The organism is Arthrobacter sp. NPDC093128 (assembly GCF_040683875.1).
Classification (GTDB): Bacteria; Actinomycetota; Actinomycetes; order Actinomycetales; family Micrococcaceae; genus Arthrobacter.
Genome location: NZ_JBFBEY010000002.1, coordinates 166,712 through 187,098 on the forward strand (window position 1 = coordinate 166,712; position 20,387 = coordinate 187,098).

Genomic DNA, 20,387 nt, shown 5'->3' on the forward strand with positions numbered 1-20,387 from the left:
CCTTCGGCTAACGGGTGTGCCGCAGGTCCGGGCCGCTGCGCTGGCCGCCGCCCCGCGACTGCGTGGACATATCCTGCGGTACCGGAAGCTTGGCCAGGATGCTGCGGACGACGCTGTGGGGCGTTTCCCCCGTGCTGGCGGCCTTGCGGTCAAGGATGATCCTGTGGGCCAGCACGGATTCGGCAACGCTGACGACGTCGTCGGGGAGGACGAAGTCCCGGCCCTCCAAGGCTGCGGTGGCCTTCGCCGCCCGCAGGAGTTGGAGCATGGACCGCGGGCTGGCGCCGAGGCGGAGCATGGCACTTTCGCGCGTGGCGCGGCCGATGGACACGGTGTATTCCTTGACGGCCTGCGAAACGTAGACCCGCTGGACGGTAGCGATCATGGCCGCCACATCGGCCGAGGTGACGACGGCGGTCACCCGGGTCAGCGGCGACGTCGCCTGGTGCGTCTCCAGCATTTCAATCTCTGAGTCCTTGTCCGGGTAACCCATGGAGATGCGGGCCATGAACCGGTCCCGCTGCGCCTCAGGCAGCGGGTACGTCCCCTCCATCTCGATGGGGTTCTGCGTGGCCACCACCATAAAGGGCTCATCCAGCTTGTACGAGTCCCCGTCCACGGTGACCTGGTGTTCCTCCATGCATTCCAAAAGCGCCGACTGGGTTTTTGCCGAGGCGCGGTTGATTTCGTCACCGATGACGATGTTGGCGAACACGGCGCCGGGCCTGAACTCGAACAGCCGCGACGCCTGGTTGTAGATGGAGACGCCGGTGACATCGGACGGCAGGAGGTCCGGAGTGAACTGGATCCTGCTGACCGAACAGTCGATGGTACGGGCGAGTGTTTTTGCCAGCAGGGTCTTTCCTACGCCGGGAACATCCTCCAGCAGCAGGTGCCCCTGGGCCAGGAGGACCGTGAGGGCAAGCTTCGCGGCCTCCGCCTTGCCATCGATCACGGTGTTGATGGCGGACAGAATGCGCTCGCTGGCGTTGTGGAAGGCCTCGGCCTCCATGGCCGGCGGCTTGAGTCCGTTCAGTTGGTTTCCGACAATTCCCGCACCGCCAGGGAAGCTCTGCCCTTCCGGGAGTGCTTCGTCTACTGTGGTGCGTCTGTGGGAATCCATCGACAGCCTTTCAGCCCTGGGGGAAGCCTGGACGGGTTGGCAAACTAACTGCTGGCGCCGCCGCCGGGCGTTCGCCCGTATGCCTACCAGACTACTAACACAACTGCCGGACCTGACAGAGAGTTCCGGTATTTCCCGGGCAGGAGCCGGGGGGCCCTGGACGGCTAGGGTAGAAGGATGAACACCCCGTTGACGCCAGTCCCGTTTCGTGCGCCCGGAAGCGACGGCTCCGGCCGGCACGGCTATCCGCCGGCGCCGGAGCCGCTGCCCGTCCCGGTCATGGACAACCACACGCACCTGGACTTCCCCAACGCAGACGTGACCGTGGACGTGTCCGCGGCGCTGGACATCGCCGCGTCAGTGGGCGTCCAGGGTGCCGTGCAGGTTGGCTGCGACCTTGAATCCTCCAGGTTCACGGTTCAGGCGGTCGACCTGGACGCGCGGCTGCTCGGCGCCGTGGCGATCCACCCCAACGACGCTCCGGACTATGCGAAGCGCGGCGAACTGGAAGATGCGCTCGCCGAGATCGAAGAGCTGGCCTCGCATCCCAGGATCCGCGCCATTGGCGAGACGGGCCTCGATTTCTTCCGCACGGAGGGGGAGGGGCTGAAACATCAGCGCTATTCGTTCCGCCGCCACATCGACATCGCCAAGCGGCTGGACCTGACGCTGCAGATCCACGACCGCGACGCCCATGACGACGTCGTCCAGGTCCTGCGCGAAGAAGGCGCCCCGGAACGGGTGGTGTTCCACTGCTTTTCCGGCGACGAGGAGCTGGCCCGGACGTGCAACAGCGAAGGCTGGTACATGTCCTTCGCGGGCACTGTGACGTTCAAGAACGCGGCCAACCTGCGCGCTGCGCTGGCAATTGCCGACCCCGCCCGGGTCCTGGTGGAGACGGATGCGCCTTTCCTGACCCCGCATCCGTTCCGCGGCCGCCCCAATGCCAGCTACCTGATCCCTCACACGGTCCGGACCATGGCGGAATTGACAAGCACCGAGCTGTCCGGCCTTTGCGCCCAAATAGCCGAAAACTCCGTGCGGGCATACGGATCATGGGACTGACCGCAGCTCCGCTCAGGCAACAGTCAGGAATACCAGGTATGCACAAAATCTTGGTTGCTTTATAACGCTTCGGTTACAGTGGATAACTATTAGCCGGGGTCGGGGAAGGCCTTCGGATAATTTCACTCAGTTCCGGGCCTGCGCACGCGGCGGGCCCATGCAGTGCTGAGTGTGGCGGCGCACACGTCTGCTGCAAACATCCGGACCATGTCCGGAGTTGCCCTGAGGGTGTTTGCGTCGGTGGGTGATGTGCGTTTTTCCCCGTGCCCGGATGGTCCTAGAGTTACGGGCAATCGTGGTCAACTTCTTCACTTCGGACGGTAAATTCAGTTTCGTCAAGGTCGGCGCCCAGCTGGTTGTGCTCTCCGCACTCGTGCTGGGCCTCGTGGCCTTCGTAGGCAACAACAAGACAGTCACCCTGAACGTGGACGGAAAAGTCAGTTCCGTCCAGACCTTCGGCGGGACCGTGGGCGAAGTGGTTAAGAGCGCCAAGGTGGAACTGCAGGGCGCAGACCGGGTATCCCCGTCGGCGGACGCCCGCGTGGAGAACGGCTCGGTCATCAACGTCAACCTCGCCAAGGCCGTGAAGATCAGCCTCGACGGCGCTGAGAAGACGATCAACACCACCTCGGCCAACGTCGAAGGACTCGTCACCGAACTGGGCGTTGCAAGCGCCTCGGAAGTGTCCGTGCCCAAGGACGCCCAGCTGGCCGTCTCCGGATCCTTCGTGTCCATTTCCACGCCGAAGACCGTCAGTATCCTGGCGGACGGCAAGGCATCCAAGACCACCACCACCGCAGCCACCGTGGCCGATGTCCTCAAGGACGCGGGAGTCACGGTCGGTGCCGGCGACCGGCTCTCCCAGCCCCGCAACGCCCATGTGGTCAATGACATGGCGATCAAGGTTTCCCGGGTTGATTCCTCGAAGACCGCCGCCACCACGGAAGAGGTTCCTTTCGAGACGCTCAGTTCCGAAAGCGCCGACCTGTTCGTGGGCGAGAAGAAGGTCACCCAGGCCGGTGTCCCCGGCAAGGTGGACAAGAACTTCAAACTGGTGCTGGTGGACGGCCGGGAAGCCTCCCGGACCCTGGTCTCCGAGACCGTTTCCGTGCAGCCCGTGACCGAAAAAGTGGCGGTCGGGACCAAGGAAAAGCCCGCGGCCGAAGCCGCCGGTGCGAATACCGGTGCAGCAGCCCCCACCATGATGAACGAAGCCATGTGGGACAAGATCGCGCAGTGCGAATCCACCGGTAACTGGTCCATCAACTCCGGCAACGGCTACTACGGCGGACTGCAGTTCGACATCCAGACCTGGATCGGTGCCGGCGGTGGCGCATACGCACCCAACGCCAGCCTCGCCACCAAGGCCCAGCAGATCGATATCGCCAACCGCGTCTACGCGCAGCGCGGCCTCTCGCCCTGGGGCTGCGGCTGGGCAGCGAGCAGCTAGCAGCCGTCCCGCAGTACAACACTCCGCCGCGGCAGCTGACCACCGCCACGGGGGAATCGAAGGCCGGGTCCGGAAATGAACTGCTCCCCGAAAGTTGGACTGAAAATTCAGTCCCAACTTACGGGGAGCAGTTTCAGGTTTAAGGGCAGTTCGTTGTCTGAGGAGCAGCGAAGCCGCGGTGGCGCTGTTTGCGACGTTGTGCTTTTCCCGCTCGGGGGCGGGACGGGCCTTCGCCTGACAGCCGCCGCAGATCCGGTCAGGCCAGCCAGCGCCACCAGCGTGACCGCTCCGGTTCCGGTTCCGGCGTCGGTTCCGGCTCCGGCTCCTCGCCCAAGGCCAGCGCGGCCTTGACGATGTCGTCCGCGGTGAGCGTCATGACGGCCTCACGATCGAGCGCATCGAGACTTTGTTCCTCGTCGAGCGACAGCCGCAGCGCCTGGCGGTTGAGCGCCTGCTCGAACAGCGTGCGGGCGAACCGTGCGTTGCCGGAGTCCTCGCCCGCGTGGAGCCCGGTGAAGATGCGGCGCAGCATCTGGTCCGCACCCGGCTCCAGCGTGTACTCGTGCTGGGCCAGCATCTGGTGGAAGATCGTCTGGAGTGCGTCAACGGAGTAGTCGGGGAACGTGATCTCGCGGGCGAACCGGGAGCGCAGTCCGGGGTTCGAGAGCAAGAAGGACTCCATCAGCCGCGGGTACCCGGCCACGATCACGACCAGGCGGTGGCGGTGGTCCTCCATCCGCTTGAGCAGGACCTCGATCGCCTCGGGGCCGAAGTCCATCCGGCCGTCCTCCGGGGCCAGCGCGTAGGCCTCGTCGATGAACAGGACGCCGTCCAGCGCACGCCGGATCACCCGGTCCGTCTTGATGGCGGTCGCGCCGACGTACTGCCCCACCAAGCCCGAACGGTCGACTTCGACCAAGTGGCCTTTCTGCAGCAGACCGACCGCGCGGTACATCTCGGCCAGGAGCCGCGCCACGGTGGTCTTGCCCGTGCCCGGGTTTCCGAGGAACACCAGATGCTGTGATGTGGCCACCTCCGGCAGGCCGTGCGTCTTACGGCGGGCCTGGACCTGGAGCAATGCGACGAGGGCCCGCACCTGTTCCTTCACGGTCTCCAGTCCGACCAGCGCGTCGAGCTCGGCCTGCACCTCGGACAGCGGCCGGGCCGGGCCGGGCCTCGCACCGATGAGATCGCCGACCAGGTCGTCGACGCGCTCCGAACCGTGCAGCCTGAGCTGATCGGTCAGATGGCCGATGGTTTCGCGCAGGTCGTCGAGCGGATTGCGGCTGCCAGCCATGCATCCACTGTAGTACTCGATTCCCGACCGCGGTGGGGTTGGCCCCACCAGTATCAACACCCGGCCTTCGCCGTCCCCGGAGACCCTTCACCGGCGCGGCCGCCGCAGGCCAACGGGATAGGATACCTAGGTGACTGAACCGACTCCCGCCGCCTCCGGCACCGCGCCCGCACCACTGCTGGGCGCCTCCGATGTCCGCCGGCTCGCCGAGGAGATCGGAGTCCGCCCCACGAAAACCCTGGGCCAGAACTTCGTCATCGACGGCAACACCATCCGCCGGATCGTGGCCGCAGCAGACATCCACGCGGATGAGACCGTCCTGGAAGTCGGTCCCGGACTGGGATCACTCACCCTGGGACTGCTGGACGCCGCCAAGTCCGTTGTCGCCGTCGAAATTGACCCCGTCCTTGCGGCCAAGCTGCCGGACACCGTGCAGCAGTGGCGCCCGGACGCCGTCAAGGATTTCCACCTGGTCCTGGCGGACGCCATGAGGGTGACAGAACTGCCCGTTGAGCCGACAGCGCTTGTGGCGAACCTCCCGTACAACGTTGCGGTGCCGGTGGTCCTGCACCTCCTGCAGCACTTCCCGAGCCTCCGGCACGGCCTAGTCATGGTCCAGGACGAGGTGGCGGACCGGCTTGCTGCCGGCCCCGGATCCAAAACGTACGGTGTGCCGTCAGTGAAGGCCGCCTGGTACAGCAGCATGCGCAAGGCCGGCGTCATCGGAATGAACGTCTTCTGGCCGGCACCCAAGATCCACTCAGGGCTTGTGGCTTTCACGCGCCGTGAACCGCCGGTGACGTCGGCGACCCGCGAACAGGTCTTCGCCGTGATCGACGCCGCTTTCGCCCAGCGCCGGAAAACCCTGCGTGCCGCCCTGGCCGGATGGGCCGGAAGTGCAGCTGTTGCCGAGCGCTGCCTGCTGGCGGCGGGCGTGGATCCCACCGCCCGGGGCGAAGTGATCGATATCGCAGCGTTCGCAAGGATCGCCGAAGCCCGCCAGGCCCAGCAGGTTTGAGGCCGGACGCCGCTCCCGCATTGTGCGTCGCTGTCTGCGTGCATGCTTGGACCCTGACGCTGCCATGCCATAGCTTGGATTCATGAACGCAGTGAGAGGGCGCTTTGCCGCGAGGACGGTCCGGGTCAAGGCTCCCGGCAAAATCAACGTCTCGCTGGATGTGGGCCCGCTGCGGGAGGACGGCTACCATTCCGTTGCCAGTGTCTACCTGGCGGTGTCCCTCTACGAGGAAGTGGCCGCCACCAGCACAGCCACGGACGGAATCACGGTCAGCATCAGTCCGTCCAGCACTCTGGACCTCGAGGACATGGACATTCCGCTCGACGAACGGAACCTCGCATACAAGGCGGCCGCCATCATGGCCGACGTGTCCGAGCACTCCACCGGCGTGCACCTTGAGATCACCAAGCGTGTCCCGGTGGCCGGCGGCATGGGCGGCGGCTCAGCCGACGCGGCGGCCACGCTGCTCGCCTGTGACGCCCTGTGGAACAGCGGGCTGTCCCGCGACGAGCTGGCCCACCTGGCCGCAGAACTCGGGGCCGACGTCCCGTTTTCGCTCCTCGGCGGCACCGCCGTCGGGCTTGGGGTGGGCGATGAACTGTCGCCGGCGCTGGCCAAAGCGCAAATGGACTGGGTACTGGTCACCGCCGACTACGGGCTCTCGACGCCGGACGTCTTCCGTACCCTGGACAGGCTCCGCCTCGCCGAAGGCGTGGCCGCCGAGGAGCCCACCGCAGTGGATCCGAAGATCCTGCAGGCGCTCCGCAGCGGCGACGCGGACGCCCTGAGCCGGGTCCTGGTCAACGACCTCCAGCGCGCATCCATTGAACTGGCGCCGGGGCTGCGCGATACGCTAGGCCTTGGTGAATCGTGCGGAGCCATCGCCGGACTGATTTCAGGCTCCGGCCCCACGGTCGCCCTGCTCACACACAGCCCCGCTGCAGCGGCCGGGCTCGCCGAAGACCTCGGCCATCACGGCCTGAATGCCCTGGCCGTCCACGGCCCGGTGCACGGGGCGCGCATCATCTCCGATACGCTCCTTTAGTAGCTTTTGACCAGTACTTCCTTACAAATTTCCACCGAAGAAAGCAGTTCCCAGTGGCTCACCTGCTCGGCGGCGAGAACCTTACGGTCTCGTATGCAACCCGCACCGTCCTCGACGGCGTTACCCTCGGCCTTGAAGAGGGTGACCGGATCGGCATGGTGGGCCGCAACGGCGACGGCAAGTCCACCCTGATGCGGCTCCTGTCGATGCGCTCCACCCCGGATTCGGGGCGGGTCACCAAGCGCAGCGAGGTGAACATCGGTTACCTGGACCAGAGCGACGTGCTCGACGGCGACCTGACGGTCGGCGCCGCGATCGTCGGCGACCAGGCTGACTACGAATGGGCCCGCAACCCGCAGATCCGCGAGGTCATGGGCGGACTCGTGTCCGACGTCGACTGGCACGCCAATGTGCACGCGCTCTCCGGCGGCCAGAAGCGCCGCGTGGCCCTGGCCAAGCTCCTGATCGAAGACCACGACGTGATCATGCTGGATGAGCCCACCAACCACCTCGACGTCGAAGGCGTCGCCTGGCTGTCCCGGCACCTCAAGACCCGCTGGCGGGCCAACCAGGGCGCGTTCCTGGTGGTCACCCACGACCGCTGGTTCCTCGATGAAGTCTGCAACAAGACCTGGGAAATCCACGACGGGATCATGGACCCGTTCGAAGGCGGCTACGCGGCCTACGTCCTGGCCCGCGCCGAACGTGACCGCTCGGCTTCGGTGATGGAGGGCAAACGGCAGCAGCTCGTCAAGAAGGAACTGGCCTGGCTGCGCCGCGGCGCCCCCGCACGGACCGCCAAGCCCAAGTTCCGCATTGAGGCAGCCAACGCCCTGATCGCCGACGTCCCGGAGCCGCGCGACTCGATGGCGCTGAGCAAGATGGCCACGGCACGCCTTGGCAAGGACGTGCTGGACCTCGAGCACGTTTCGCTGGACTTCCTCGGTGGCGACCCCGGGCAGAAGCTCTTCGACAACATCACCCTCCGCCTCGCGCCGGGTGAGCGGCTGGGGCTGGTGGGCGTCAATGGCGCCGGCAAAACCACCCTGCTGAAGCTCCTCAACGGCGAAATCCAGCCCACCTCCGGCAAGGTCAAGCGCGGCAAGACAGTTGTCACCGCCGTCCTCACCCAGGAGGTCAAGGAACTCGACGACGTCAAGGACCTGCGCGTCATCGAAGTCATCGAGCGCGAAAAGCGGTCCTTCAACGTTGGCGGCAAGGAATTCAGCGCCGGCCAGCTCGTGGAACAGCTTGGCTTCACCAACGAGAAGCAGTGGACCCCGGTCAAGGACCTTTCCGGTGGCGAACGCCGCCGGCTCCAGCTCCTGCGCCTCCTCGTGGGCGAGCCGAACGTCCTGATGCTCGACGAGCCCACCAACGACCTCGACACGGACACCCTGGCCGCCGTCGAAGACGTCCTGGACGGCTGGCCGGGCACGCTCGTTGTGGTCAGCCACGACCGCTACCTGCTGGAGCGCGTCACGGACCACCAGATGGCACTGCTGGGCGACGGCAAGATCCGCGCGCTGCCGCGCGGCGTTGACCAGTACCTCGAACTGCGCGAAGGCGCCCTGGCCGGCTCCACCATCACCGGCGGCGGCAACCCCGTCACCGCCGCCAGCGGCAGTTCAGAACCCGCAGCCGCCGGCCCGTCCGAAGCAGAAAAGCGCGATGCCCGCAAGGCGAAAAACAGGATTGACCGCCAGCTGGGCAAGCTGAAGCAGCAGGAAGACAAGATCCACGCCCAGATGACGGCCGGGGCCGGGGACGCCAGCAAGTTCGACCAGCTCGCCGGGCTCAACGCGAAACTCCAGGAACTCGCCGGGGAACGCGAAGCCCTGGAACTCGAATGGTTGGAAGCGCTCGAAGTCCTCGGCGAGTAGGCGTCGTGCGGCTGGCGGTCAGCGGCGTTTCGCCGTCGCTTAGACACCACGCGTAGAGGCCATTCCGGTCGCTGGGCGACCTCCATGCCCTGACGCGCCGCGATGCGCTCCTTCGCGAAACACCGCCGCCCGCCGATGTTGCTAACCTCACCGAAGGATTGCCGTTGGGGAAGGGGATGAGGTCCAAGCTCACTCTGAGCTCGCAAACTCCTCTTACCCTCGACCGCGAGACCCCGCGCAACGTGCGCGTCATCCGTCGCGGTGCCCTGCTAGAACGTCGTCGACCGGCAACGAAAGCCGGCTGACGACACAATGCTTATGCGAACGGAACACCGGCAATGGCAGTGCGGGGGGCCTTCGCGTAGTCGCGCATCGCGGCGCATCGGGCTCCGGAGGTCGCTCAGCGACCGCAGGGGCCCCTATGCGGTGTGTCTAAGCGACGGCGAAGGTCCGCTGCGCTGCGAAGGTGAGCACGGCGAAGGGCTATGGCTCGCTGCGGAGCTCGGGTTCCTTTTGCAGGCCGGTGAGGCCGTTCCAGGCGAGGTTTACCAGGTGGGCGGCCACGGCGCGCTTGTCCGGGGTCCGGGTGTCCTGCCACCACTGCCCGGTCATGGCGACCATCCCCACCAGCATCTGCGCGTACATGGCGCCGTCGGCCGCACCGAAGCCGCGGCGGGCGAATTCGTCCGACAGGATGTGTTCCACCCGTGCAGTGACATGGGAGAGCAAGGTGGAGAAGGCGCCTTCGGGCTGCGACGGCGGGGCGTCGCGCATCAGGATCCGGAAACCGTCCGTGCGGTCCTCGATGTACGTCAGCAGTGCCAGTGCAGCCCGCTCCACCTGGACCCGTGGCTTCGCTTCATCGGTGAGGGCGTCGTTGATGGCTGACAGCAGGATCCGGAACTCGAATTCCACCACCTGGGTGTAGAGGCCCTCTTTGGACCCGAAGTGTTCGTAGATCACGGGCTTGGACACGCCGGCGGCGGCCGCAATGTCTTCGATTGTGGTGCCGTCCAGGCCGCGGATGGCGAAGAGGCCGCGTCCGATGTCGATCAGCTGTGAGCGGCGCTGCGCCCCGGTCATGCGCGGCCGGGGCACGTACCCGGGAGCCCTGACCGGCCTGCCTGGATGGTTTCCGGCACCGTCGGGTGCACCGTTGATCTTGCTCACCGTCCAATCATGCCTTAACGGGAATGTCTTGGGAGAGAGCACCGAGTCGCAAGAGCGCCGACCTTCGTGGCAGAATTGGTTCTCGTGCCACGGGGCTTCGGGTCCGGGCACGGTCCGCCCTGGTGTAATGGCAGCACCCCGGCCTTTGGAGCCGTGGAGTATAGGTTCGAATCCTATGGGCGGAACTGCCGCTGTTGACCGGGTGTTATTTCCGGAACAGGCTGGCAGGGTGTGAAAGTGCGCGCAACCGAGATCCACCAAGCAAGGAGAGCCTGTACGTGAGCCCCGAGACAACCGGCCCGGCCGCCGTCATCGTCCTAGCTGCAGGTGCGGGTACCCGGATGAAGTCCCGGACCCCCAAGATCCTTCACGAAATCGGCGGCCTGTCGCTGGTTGGCCACGCCCTGCGTGCCGCCCGCACCATCGACCCCCGGCAGCTTGCCCTTGTGGTCCGCCACGAGCGCGACCTGGTGGCCGCGCATGTGTCCGGGCTCGACCCCGCGGCGCTGATCGTCGACCAGGATGAAGTCCCCGGCACTGGCCGCGCCGTACAGGCGGCGCTCGAGGCGCTCGACGCCGGCGGTCCGCTGGACGGCACCGTTGTGGTCACGTACGGCGACGTGCCGTTGCTCTCGGCTGAGCTGCTCGCCGAGCTGGTGCTGATCCACGAACACGAACGCAACGCAGTCACCGTCCTGACCGCGGTCCTGGACAACGCCGCCGGCTACGGCCGGATCCTGCGCGCGGCAGACGGCACCGTCACGGGCATCCGCGAGCACAAGGACGCGTCCGACGAGGAACGTGAAATCCGCGAGATCAATTCGGGGATCTACGCTTTTGACGCCGCCGTGCTCCGCGACGCCCTGGTCCAGGTCACCACGGACAACGCGCAGGGCGAGATGTACCTCACCGACGTTCTTGGGCTGGCACGCTCTGCCGGCGGACGGGTTGCCGCCGTTGTCACCAACGACCGCTGGCAGGTCGAGGGCGCAAACGACCGCGTGCAGCTTTCAGCGCTGGGCGCCGAACACAACCGCCGCACCGTCGAAGCCTGGATGCGGGCCGGCGTCACGGTCGTGGACCCCGCCACCACATGGATCGACGCCACGGTGACGCTGGCAGAGGACGTCCGCATCCTGCCCAACACCCAGCTGCACGGCGCCACGACAGTGGCGAGGGACGCCGTCGTCGGCCCTGATACGACCCTGACGGACGTCACCGTCGGCGAAGGCGCCAAAGTGACCCGGACGCACGGTTCCGGTGCCACTATCGGCGCGAACGCCAGCGTCGGGCCGTTTACCTACCTCCGGCCCGGCACGGTGCTGGGGGAGACGGGCAAAATCGGCGCCTTCTACGAGACGAAAAACGTCACGATCGGCCGCGGCTCCAAGCTGTCGCACCTCGGATACGCCGGTGACGCCGAGATCGGCGAGGACACCAACATCGGCTGCGGCAACATCACTGCCAATTACGACGGCGAGAACAAGCACCGCACCGTGATCGGCTCGGGCGTGCGCACGGGTTCCAACACCGTCTTCGTCGCTCCGGTCCAGGTGGGCGATGGCGCGTACAGCGGCGCCGGCGCGGTGATCCGCCAGGACGTTCCCGCAGGCGCGCTGGCCATCTCGGTGGCCAAGCAGCGGAACGCCGAAGGATGGGTCATCTCGCACCGGCCCGGCTCCATCTCAGCAGTACTGGCCGAAGCCGCGGGGGCAACGGCGCCGGTCAGCGAAACAGCCGCGGCACAGCCGCCCCTGGATTCCTCAAGCACCCCGGCACCTACAGAAGAGGGCAAGCAATCATGACCGAAATTACGGCACGCGGCGAGAAGAAACTGGTTCTCGCCGCTGGGCGGGCACACCCCGAGCTTGCACGGGAGATCGCCAAGGAGCTGGGCACGGAACTGCTGCCGGTGGATGCCTACGATTTTGCCAACGGGGAAATCTACGTGCGTGCCGGGGAGAGCGTCCGCGGCACCGACGCCTTCGTCATCCAGGCACACCCTGCACCGCTGAACAACCACCTCATGGAGCAGCTGATCATGATTGATTCGCTGAAGCGGGCATCCGCCAAGCGCATCACCGTGGTCTCGCCCTTCTACCCTTACTCCCGCCAGGACAAAAAAGGCCGCGGCCGCGAGCCGATTTCCGCCCGCCTGGTGGCCGACCTGTACAAGACCGCCGGCGCCGACCGCATCATGAGCGTTGACCTGCACACCTCGCAGATCCAGGGATTCTTCGACGGCCCGGTGGACCACCTGATGGCCATTCCGCTGCTGGCTGACTACATCCGCACCCGCGTCGCAGCGGACAACATCACCGTTGTCTCACCGGACACCGGCCGCGTCCGTGTGGCCGAACAGTGGGCTGAGCGCCTCGGCGGTGCCCCGCTGGCGTTCGTCCACAAGAGCCGCGACCTCACGGTTCCGAACCAGGCCGTGTCCAAGACCGTCGTGGGCCAGATCGAAGGCCGCACCTGCGTCCTGATCGACGACATGATCGATACCGGCGGAACCATTTCCGGGGCCGTCCAGGTGCTTAAGAACGCCGGCGCCAAGGATGTCATCATCGCGGCGACCCACGCCGTCTTCTCCGATCCTGCGGCCCGCCGGCTGTCCGAGTCGGGCGCCCGCGAAGTGGTGGTCACCGACACGCTGCCCATCCCGGCCGACAAGCGCTTCCCGCAGCTGACTGTGCTGTCCATCGCTCCGCTGATTGCGCGCGCCATCCGTGAAGTGTTCGACGACGGATCCGTCACCAGCCTTTTCGACGGCAACGCCTGACCCCGGTACCTGCCGCATCCGCACCACCTGACCCATCCGGCGTCGGGCCCGTTTTCAGTAACCGGGCCCGACGCTGGTAAGCTGGTCCACGATACCTTGGCGAGGGAGAGCAGTCTCCGTTATCGACTGGGTCTGAATCTCCCTTCTTGAAGGGCCGGCCACGGGCCGCCCGGCGTTGAAGGTCGCAAACAGACCTCCGCCCTTGCTGAACACCGTTTAGATTTCAAGGAGATTTACATGTCTGAGCAGAAGCTCGCAGCAGAAGTACGCACCGAATTCGGCAAGGGCTTCGCCCGCCGTGCACGGATGTCCAACCTGATCCCGGCTGTCATCTACGGCCACGGCGCAGAGCCGATCCACATCACCCTGCCGGCCAAGGCCACCACGCTGGCCGTCCGCGCTGCCAACGCCCTGCTGACCCTGGACATCAACGGCGAGCAGCACCTTGCGCTGGTCAAGGACATCCAGCGCAACCCGATCAAGCAGATCATCGAGCACATCGACCTCCTGACCGTCCGCACCGGCGAGAAGGTCACCGTGGACGTTCCCGTTCACCTGACCGGCGAGCTTGCCCCGGGCAACGTCTACAACCAGGAAATGACGGTCGTCTCCCTCGAAGCCGAAGCAACGCACCTGCCCACCTCCGTCGAGGTCAGCATCGAAGGCCGCACCGCGGGCGAGCACATCCACGCCTCCGACCTGGTCCTGCCGAAGGGCTCCGTCCTGCTGGCCGACGCCGAGGCCCTCGTCGTTCACATCTCCGAGGCCACTGAGGTCTCCGAGGAAGAGGCTTCAGCCGACACCACGGCGGGATCCTCGGCCGCCGAGTAGTTCCGAGGAATTCTCCGGTGGCCGGGTCCCTGGCGGGGCCCGGCCACTGCCGTCTTAAAAGCCCTCCAACACAACCCCCAGCCGCAATAGGGCACGCCCGGCACAACCGGCGCACTGCCTTAGCTGCCGGACCCGGACCACTCTAGGATTGACGCATGACTGACACCTGGCTGATCGTAGGCCTTGGCAACCCCGGCACCGAATACAGCAACAACCGGCACAACGTCGGCCAGATGGTGCTGGACGAACTGGCGCGCCGGGTAGGGGGCAGCTTCAAGGTGCACAAGGCGCGCGCCCACGTGCTGGAGGGCCGGCTCGGCATCGGCGGACCCCGCGTGGTGCTGGCAAAGCCGATGAGCTACATGAATGTCTCCGGCGGTCCCGTGTCCGCGCTGGCGAAGTTTTACGACATCGATCCGGAGCACGTGGTGGCGGTCCACGACGAGATCGACATTCCCTTTAATACTGTCAAGCTGAAAGTCGGCGGGGGCGAAGGCGGACACAACGGCCTGCGCGACATTTCGAAGGCCCTGGCCACCAAGGACTACCTGCGGGTCCGCGTCGGGGTGGGACGCCCACCGGGCAGGATGGACACTGCAGACTACGTCCTCAAGGACTTCGCCACCGCCGAGAAAAAGGAGCTCCCGTTCCTCCTGGATGACGCCGCGGATGCCGTGGAGACCGTGGTCAAGGACGGACTGCCGGCCGCACAGCAGAAATTTCACACTGCAGTTCAGTAACTTTCCCATGCACCCGGCCCTAATGGCGGTAATGTGCGGGTGGGGGACACGCTCCGGTTAGTACCTGGCAATTGGTTAACCAAGTCAATTATGTCGCCTGATTGTTTAGTCATATCTGCTATGGTAATTTTCACATTCAAGGTCTTGTTGCCTGGTTTGGCGGCATCGGAAAACTAAAAACCCGACGGCTCAGCCAAGTCGCATCAGCTGGAGCCACGAAGGTAGCGTGATCGATCGTGCTTGCATCACACGGCTCTGAACATGGGGGGCTGCTGGAGACTGAACGCCGGGGCATGGGCGCCTCCGAGCGTCGTAAGTGGTCGTCCCTGGTGCGGCAGGACGTGCAGGCAACCGTTGTTTCCATCCTCGAGGAAAGCGACCTTCACGGCGTCGTCGTGGTCGGCGCCCAAGGCGTCGGAAAGTCCACCTTCGCGCGGGCGGTCGAAGCCAAACTGGCGGGAAAGACGCACGTCATCCACCTGCACGGTACCCCCACTGATCCTGCCATTCCTTTCGGCCAGTTGGCGTTTCTGGTGGCCCGGCTGCCCGGCCACGCGCTCGATTCACCGGGCGGAATTGTCCACGGCATTTCCCGGCTAATCCGCGAGGATGCTTCCGGACGGCCCGTCCTCGTCGTGCTGGAGGATCTGCCGGCGATCGACAGCATGAGCACTGCTGTCCTTATGCACCTCCTCCTGAGCGGCGCCGCAAAGCTCATAGTCACCGTCCGGAATGTCACGGACTTGCCCGAAGACCTGATCCGCCTCCTCCGCAACAATTCACTGGAGGAAGTGCGGCTGGAGGTATTCTCCCGTCCGGAAGTGAGCAAATTGCTTGCCGGAGTTTTGGGGCGCCCTGTGACCGCCACAGCCGCCAGTTCGCTCTACGCTGCGAGCGGCGGAAATCCACTGGTGCTGCAGGCCATCGTCATTGAACAATTGCGTTCGGGCAACCTCCACCTGGCCGGGAAAGTCTGGGCCCTCAGGGGGGAAATCAACCTAGCGGAAGCCGACGCCCTGGTGGATCTCGTCAGGTCGAGGCTGGCAAGGGAGTCGCCAAAGGTCAGGGAGGGGCTGGAGTGGCTTGCCCTGATCCGACGCGTGCCGTTGTTTGTCCTCCTGGACGTCCTGGATCCCGCCGTCGTCGCCGACCTGGAAAAGGCCGGCTACCTGCAGGTCGGCGAGACAGGGCGGCGCTGGGTCAGCCTGAAGGACGACTACGTCGGCGAAGTCATCCGGGGCTGGATGGACCTTCCGCGGCGCAAGGAACTGCACCAGCTGGTGGCGAGGGTTGTGGGAGCCACCCCGGCGGAGATGGACGTCGAAGAACTCCTCGGCTATGTGGCCTGGACGCTCGATTGCGGCGAACCCGTGGAGCCGGCCTTCGCGCTGGCCGCGGCTGTAGCGGCAAACCGGCTTTTCGACCCGATGTTCGCCCTGGAAGCCTTGGCCCAGGTCCGGGTTGAAGACCCGCACTGGGCCGAGGCAGCCCAGCAGCGGGCGGCCGCCTACATGACACTGGCAGAGCACGAATCCGCCGTGGCCGTCCTGGAGGAAGTCACCCCCGAACAGCTTTCCGGGCTTCCGGCCGCCGCCTACGCGAACTACATCCTGGATTTCTGCAGTTCGCTGCTCTGGGTCCACGGCGGATACAGCCGGATCGGCGGCATCCTGTCCGCGGCACGGCACGAACTGGCCCGTCGGGAGAGGGCATCAATCGGCAATGAGACAGCAGCCGACTTTGCACGGGCGCATGAGCAAATCAGGCTCGCCGAATTCGAACAGATGGTCCATCAGGGGGACTACGAAGCTGTTGCCGAAGACCTGGAGCGGGCCTACAAGGAAGACGGCGACCCGCTGTATGTCCTGAACTGCGCCTGCCTGCTGACCATGGCCTGGGCGGTCCTGGGCAGGGAAGCGGACGCAATGGCCCTGGCTGCCGAGATCCAGCAAAGGTCCGAGCAGTCCCACGTAGTGCCCGGCATGCTGAGCTGGCGGGCGGAAGGCCTGTTCGCCGCCCTCCTTTGCAGCGGCCAATGGGAGGACTGCGTCAGGATACTCACCGAGGCCCTGGACCAGAAGCCGAAAATCATGCAGTACCTCGGCGGAGCCGCCGAACTCGCACTCGGTGTCGCCTACACCTACGCCGGAAGGGCCGACCTCGCCATTGACACGCTGCTTGGTGCCCAGGCGCAGCTGGAAATCAGGCGGAGCTACTACGGGCCGGCCCTGGCCTGCTCGGCACTTGCCTTCGCCTATGCCCAGGCCGGTGACGTGCAGGAGTCGCGCAATTTCCTGGACCTGGCCGCGCAGGAGGAGCAGCACGTCGCCTGGTTTACTTCGTGGATGACCGACTTCTGCGTCCGGATGGCCCGGCGGTGGCTCAAGGATCCGGGAGCCAAGCAGAAGCTGATCGAGTCGGCCCACGAAGACATTTCCAAAGGGCGGACAACCACTGCCTCCATCAGCCTGTTCGGTGCTACCGTGCATGGAACGGAGGAAGAACTGACCCTGCTGATCGAAATTTCCTCCCGCCGGCAAGGAAAAATGGCCAGCGTCAACCGTCTGGTCGGGGAGGGGAGCAGAAAGAAGGACTCCAAGGTCCTGCTTCAGGCGGCGTCCCTGGCCCAGGAGCTCCACCTTGATGCGGTGGAGTCGCGGTGCGTGGTGCTGGCGCTGGACATTGCCAGGGAAAAGGGAGATTCCCAGTCCGCCCGGGCGGCCCAGCATCGTCTGGATCGGCTCGTGGAGACCCTGCCGGTGCTGCCGCTGATGCCGCATACGGTAGGACCGGAATTGACCGAAAGGGAACGGCAGGTTGCCAGGATGGCCAGTCAGGGGTTGAGCAACAAGGAGGTTGCCAACCGGCTGCAGCTTTCCATACGAACTGTGGAAGGCCATCTCTACCAAATCTTCACGAAAATGGGGATTTCATCGAGGAGTGAGCTTGAAGGAACCGCTCAAGTCTGATGGGAAGGCTTCGGCGCGGCCGCGCGCCGGGACCCAGCGTCAGAATGCTGGTGAGCCTTGGATAGACCGGGGGGACATGCTGTCATCGGTGCAGGACGCCCTTGCCTCGGATGACTGCTGGGCTGTTTTCGTCGTTGGCGACGCCGGGCTGGGAGCGTCCTCGCTGCTGGGGCAATTGAACAACGGAGGAAACGGCCGGACGGCAGTCATGACCGTCCACGGGAGCCCCTCACTGGCGCCCGTTCCCTATGGGGCGCTGTCCCCGTACCTGTCTGATCTCTCCGTAGAGGATGTCACGTCAAAGGTGGCCGTGCTGCGGGCACTGTGGGCGTACCTCGAAGGTGCCCGGAAGAATCCCGGACCCGCTTTGCTGCTGGTTGATGATGCCCACGATCTCGATACCGCCACGGCCGAGATGATCTCCGAACTGGTCCAGGCAGGATGGGCCAAGCTCGTGGCCACCTGCATCCCGAGGCCCGGCATACCCCAGCCCTTGCTGCGGCTCTGGCACGACGGCACTGCCGAGCGGTTCGATATTGCCCCGCTGACCCAGGACCAGGGGCACCAGCTCTGTGAGGCGCTGCTCGGCGGCAAAGTCCTCAACACCACGTCGCGTGAATTCTGGCAGGAAGCCGGCGGGAACACGCTGCTGCTCAAGACCTTGGTCCGTGAAGCCCAGCGTTCCGGCGACCTGATCCAGCGGAACGGGGTGTGGCTCAACGCCGGTTCCTCGCGTGTCCGCACCCTGGAACTCACCGCCGTTGTCAAGGTCCAGCTCATGCGCATCTCGGCCGACGGCCGGGAGGCGCTGAACCTCATCGCCCTCGCGGAACCGGTGGACAGGACCCTTGTCGGCGAAATCGCGGGCGAACCGGCCGTCAAGGAACTGCTGGACCAGCGGCTGGTGGTCCAGTCCGTGGACAGCGAACCAACTCTTCGGCTGGTCAGCCCGGTCTACGGAGAAGTGCTGCGCAGGATCGTTCCCGCGGCCCGCAGCCTCCAGCTGCACCGCGAGCTCGTGTCCCGCATGGAAGTCTCCGCGGACAAACCCGAGTCACTGCTCCGCATGGTGTCCTGGTCCCTGGACTGCGGCGCCGAAGTGCCCGGCCGGCTACTCATCCGGGCTGCTGTCCTTGCCTGCAAGCTTTTCCAGAGCGAGACGGCCCTTCGCATCGCCTGGGCCGTCCGGGACCCCGAACTGCAGCAGACTGCCCGGGCCGTGATGGCCCGGTCGCATTACAACCTCGGGCACTACGATGAAGCCGCAGCCCTGTTGAACGTTAATGTGGACGCCGGCAGCGGGCTCACGCACATGGTCGTCAACAGCCTCCTGAGATCGGCCACACGGACGGCGCTCGGACACCCAGCCTCGGAAATTGCGGACGATGCCCGCAGGCTCCGTCAATGGGGCGATGAAGAGGCTGCGGCCAAACCCGCTGACGCACCGGGGATTCTCGCGGCTACGGCCCGCCGGGCAACCCTGGTGGAACTGATGGCGTATTCACTGTTGGGCGACTACCGGCAGATGGGCCCCATGCTGGAGGAACTCCTGCAAGCCGGCGTTTCGGCGGCCGAACCCGACGGCGCCCTCACCAGGTCGATGGCGCTGGCCCTGCAGGCCGAACGGCTGTGCGCGCTGGGGTACCCGGTGCAGGGGCGCCAGCTCGCCACGGATGCGTTCGGCCAGGCCCAGCCTCCCGATAACGACATCTTTTTCCTCCCCGAGTTCATCGTGGTCCGGCTCGTCGCCTGCGACCTTGCCGCCGGGGACTGGGCGGAGGCGCAGGAGCTCCTGGCAGGCTACGCGGATACGTCGTTCGGTTCCGCCATGGTTTCCTTCAGTGGTGCCGCCTATGTCGTGATGGGATACATAGCAGTCCGGCAGGGAAAACTTGCCGATGCCCTGGAGCTGCTGACCACGGGACTCGAGGCCCTTCGTGACAGCGATCCCCAGCAGATGTTCCGGCTTTGCGCCGCCATGGCCTACTACGTCGCGGCCACCCTGGGCCGCAACGCGGAGGCCAACAGGCTGAAGCAGGACTACGAGGCCTGGGGCGAGCGCGGCATCCACCTGGTGACGGCCTTTGCCCGCGATTTCCTGGCGGCGGGGGACGAACAGCTGCGCGGCGACGGCAGCGGAATCGCGGCCCTGCACAGGAGTGCGGAGGAGGCTGCGCAACAGGACGCACGTTACCTGGAACTGAATTCCCTGGCCATGGCGCTGGCGCTTGGCGACACCACCAGGCTGGAACGGCTGGCTGTCGTCGCCGAGGCAGTAGAGGGCCCCTGGGCAGACGCCCTGGCCGTGTACTGTTCCGCACTTTCGGACGGGAGCGCGGAACAGCACCTCCGAGCCGGGGACGCCCTTTATGCGGCTTCTGTCTTCCAACTGGCGTCCGACGCCTACTCGGCCGCCCTGGCATCGTTGGACCGCAGCCGGAACCGGGAACTGGCGGCCATGGCACGCGCCGGCATTGCCCGGTGCAACGAAGAGCTGGGCCATGCGGGCAGCGAGGCCCAGCCGGACACCGTGGCGCCTATCTTGACCAAGCGTGAGCGGAACATTGTGGGACTGGCAGCCACCGGACTCAGCGACCGCATGATCGCGGACAAGCTGCAGATCTCCGTTCGCACGGTGGAGGGCCACCTGTACCGGTGCTACCTGAAGCTCGGCATCGCCGGACGTGACGAGCTGGCCGCGGCCGCGGGGCTCGCTGACGATGCAGTGATTCGGGCCAACCGATCACCCGGGAAATGAGTACCTGGACCGCCGGACACTACTCGGCGGTGGTGCCGGGCCGGCGCCGCCTCAGCGACTTGTTAACTATTTCGACGCCGCGAAGGCGCTGATTTGGCCGCTTTGTAGCGGCTTGCTGCCGCCCTGCGTAACCGGACAGGGCGATCGGGGGTACTTGCCTTGCAAGTACAGGTATGAGTAACGGGCAAAATCGAGTACTCACTACTGGTGCCCGCGGGCGTCCCAGCTGGTTAATTTGGGTTACCAGAAATCGCTC

General features: G+C 65.7%; 14 protein-coding genes and 1 tRNA gene. 12 read left to right on the forward strand and 3 right to left on the reverse strand.

The annotated features are described in order from the left end of the window. Positions 1-7: 7 nt before the first annotated feature. Positions 8-1,123: a MoxR family ATPase gene (locus AB0N24_RS02765; RefSeq protein WP_364120110.1), complete on the reverse strand. Its 1,116-nt coding sequence runs from the start codon at positions 1,121-1,123 to the stop codon at positions 8-10. 177 nt (positions 1,124-1,300) lie between these two features. Between AB0N24_RS02765 and AB0N24_RS02770 the strand changes: the two genes are divergently transcribed. Continuing rightward, on the forward strand, positions 1,301-2,188 hold the full coding sequence (locus tag AB0N24_RS02770) for a TatD family hydrolase (RefSeq protein WP_364120113.1): 888 nt from the start codon (positions 1,301-1,303) through the stop codon (positions 2,186-2,188). Between the two features lie 271 nt (positions 2,189-2,459). After that, positions 2,460-3,638 carry a ubiquitin-like domain-containing protein gene (locus AB0N24_RS02775; RefSeq protein ID WP_364120116.1) on the forward strand — a complete coding sequence of 393 codons (1,179 nt, stop codon included), beginning with the start codon at positions 2,460-2,462 and terminating at the stop codon, positions 3,636-3,638. 256 nt (positions 3,639-3,894) lie between these two features. On the opposite strand, the gene AB0N24_RS02780 is transcribed toward AB0N24_RS02775, so the two are convergent. Beyond that, positions 3,895-4,935, reverse strand: a complete 1,041-nt coding sequence (locus AB0N24_RS02780) for an AAA family ATPase (protein ID WP_364120118.1) — start codon at positions 4,933-4,935, stop codon at positions 3,895-3,897. 130 nt (positions 4,936-5,065) lie between these two features. On the opposite strand from AB0N24_RS02780, the gene rsmA reads away from it, so the two are divergent. The 3 genes from rsmA (at position 5,066) to AB0N24_RS02795 (ending at position 8,881) form a co-directional block, all read left to right on the forward strand. Beyond that, positions 5,066-5,953, forward strand: coding sequence for a 16S rRNA (adenine(1518)-N(6)/adenine(1519)-N(6))-dimethyltransferase RsmA (gene rsmA, locus AB0N24_RS02785; RefSeq protein WP_364120121.1), 888 nt, complete (start codon positions 5,066-5,068; stop codon positions 5,951-5,953). Positions 5,954-6,035: 82 nt separating this feature from the next. Then, positions 6,036-6,998: a 4-(cytidine 5'-diphospho)-2-C-methyl-D-erythritol kinase gene (locus tag AB0N24_RS02790; RefSeq protein ID WP_364120124.1), complete on the forward strand. Its 963-nt coding sequence runs from the start codon at positions 6,036-6,038 to the stop codon at positions 6,996-6,998. A gap of 53 nt (positions 6,999-7,051) precedes the next feature. Beyond that, positions 7,052-8,881, forward strand: coding sequence for an ABC-F family ATP-binding cassette domain-containing protein (locus AB0N24_RS02795; protein WP_364120127.1), 1,830 nt, complete (start codon positions 7,052-7,054; stop codon positions 8,879-8,881). Positions 8,882-9,364: 483 nt separating this feature from the next. On the opposite strand, the gene AB0N24_RS02800 is transcribed toward AB0N24_RS02795, so the two are convergent. Continuing rightward, positions 9,365-9,964, reverse strand: a complete 600-nt coding sequence (locus AB0N24_RS02800) for a TetR/AcrR family transcriptional regulator (RefSeq protein ID WP_364120632.1) — start codon at positions 9,962-9,964, stop codon at positions 9,365-9,367. Positions 9,965-10,164: 200 nt separating this feature from the next. On the opposite strand from AB0N24_RS02800, the gene AB0N24_RS02805 reads away from it, so the two are divergent. The 7 genes from AB0N24_RS02805 to AB0N24_RS02835 all read left to right on the forward strand — a co-directional run bounded on the left by AB0N24_RS02805 (position 10,165) and on the right by AB0N24_RS02835 (position 20,131). Next, positions 10,165-10,236 (forward strand) — tRNA-Gln (locus tag AB0N24_RS02805). Positions 10,237-10,329: 93 nt separating this feature from the next. Then, positions 10,330-11,856: a bifunctional UDP-N-acetylglucosamine diphosphorylase/glucosamine-1-phosphate N-acetyltransferase GlmU gene (glmU, locus tag AB0N24_RS02810; protein WP_364120130.1), complete on the forward strand. Its 1,527-nt coding sequence runs from the start codon at positions 10,330-10,332 to the stop codon at positions 11,854-11,856. Next, positions 11,853-12,833 carry a ribose-phosphate diphosphokinase gene (locus AB0N24_RS02815; protein ID WP_011691079.1) on the forward strand — a complete coding sequence of 327 codons (981 nt, stop codon included), beginning with the start codon at positions 11,853-11,855 and terminating at the stop codon, positions 12,831-12,833. Before glmU ends, AB0N24_RS02815 begins: the two co-directional genes overlap by 4 nt. A gap of 237 nt (positions 12,834-13,070) precedes the next feature. Then, the gene (locus AB0N24_RS02820; protein WP_364120133.1) at positions 13,071-13,664 is read left to right on the forward strand and encodes a 50S ribosomal protein L25/general stress protein Ctc; all 594 of its coding nucleotides are present in this window, start codon (positions 13,071-13,073) and stop codon (positions 13,662-13,664) included. Between the two features lie 155 nt (positions 13,665-13,819). Continuing rightward, positions 13,820-14,404: an aminoacyl-tRNA hydrolase gene (gene pth / locus AB0N24_RS02825; protein ID WP_364120136.1), complete on the forward strand. Its 585-nt coding sequence runs from the start codon at positions 13,820-13,822 to the stop codon at positions 14,402-14,404. 236 nt (positions 14,405-14,640) lie between these two features. Beyond that, positions 14,641-17,373, forward strand: coding sequence for a LuxR C-terminal-related transcriptional regulator (locus AB0N24_RS02830; RefSeq protein WP_364120139.1), 2,733 nt, complete (start codon positions 14,641-14,643; stop codon positions 17,371-17,373). Positions 17,374-17,449: 76 nt separating this feature from the next. Next, positions 17,450-20,131 carry a helix-turn-helix transcriptional regulator gene (locus AB0N24_RS02835; RefSeq protein ID WP_364120142.1) on the forward strand — a complete coding sequence of 894 codons (2,682 nt, stop codon included), beginning with the start codon at positions 17,450-17,452 and terminating at the stop codon, positions 20,129-20,131. Positions 20,132-20,387 lie beyond the last annotated feature (256 nt).

Bases quoted from the DNA above. Each gene is read 5' to 3' on its own strand.
- AB0N24_RS02765 (WP_364120110.1), bottom strand. From the start codon at position 1,123: ATGGATTCCCACAGACGCACCACAGTAGACGAAGCACTCCCGGAAGGG.
- AB0N24_RS02770 (WP_364120113.1), top strand. From the start codon at position 1,301: ATGAACACCCCGTTGACGCCAGTCCCGTTTCGTGCGCCCGGAAGCGAC.
- AB0N24_RS02775 (WP_364120116.1), top strand. From the start codon at position 2,460: ATGGTCCTAGAGTTACGGGCAATCGTGGTCAACTTCTTCACTTCGGAC.
- AB0N24_RS02780 (WP_364120118.1), bottom strand. From the start codon at position 4,935: ATGGCTGGCAGCCGCAATCCGCTCGACGACCTGCGCGAAACCATCGGC.
- AB0N24_RS02790 (WP_364120124.1), top strand. From the start codon at position 6,036: ATGAACGCAGTGAGAGGGCGCTTTGCCGCGAGGACGGTCCGGGTCAAG.
- AB0N24_RS02800 (WP_364120632.1), bottom strand. From the start codon at position 9,964: ATGACCGGGGCGCAGCGCCGCTCACAGCTGATCGACATCGGACGCGGC.
- AB0N24_RS02815 (WP_011691079.1), top strand. From the start codon at position 11,853: ATGACCGAAATTACGGCACGCGGCGAGAAGAAACTGGTTCTCGCCGCT.
- AB0N24_RS02820 (WP_364120133.1), top strand. From the start codon at position 13,071: ATGTCTGAGCAGAAGCTCGCAGCAGAAGTACGCACCGAATTCGGCAAG.
- pth (WP_364120136.1), top strand. From the start codon at position 13,820: ATGACTGACACCTGGCTGATCGTAGGCCTTGGCAACCCCGGCACCGAA.
- AB0N24_RS02835 (WP_364120142.1), top strand. From the start codon at position 17,450: ATGCTGTCATCGGTGCAGGACGCCCTTGCCTCGGATGACTGCTGGGCT.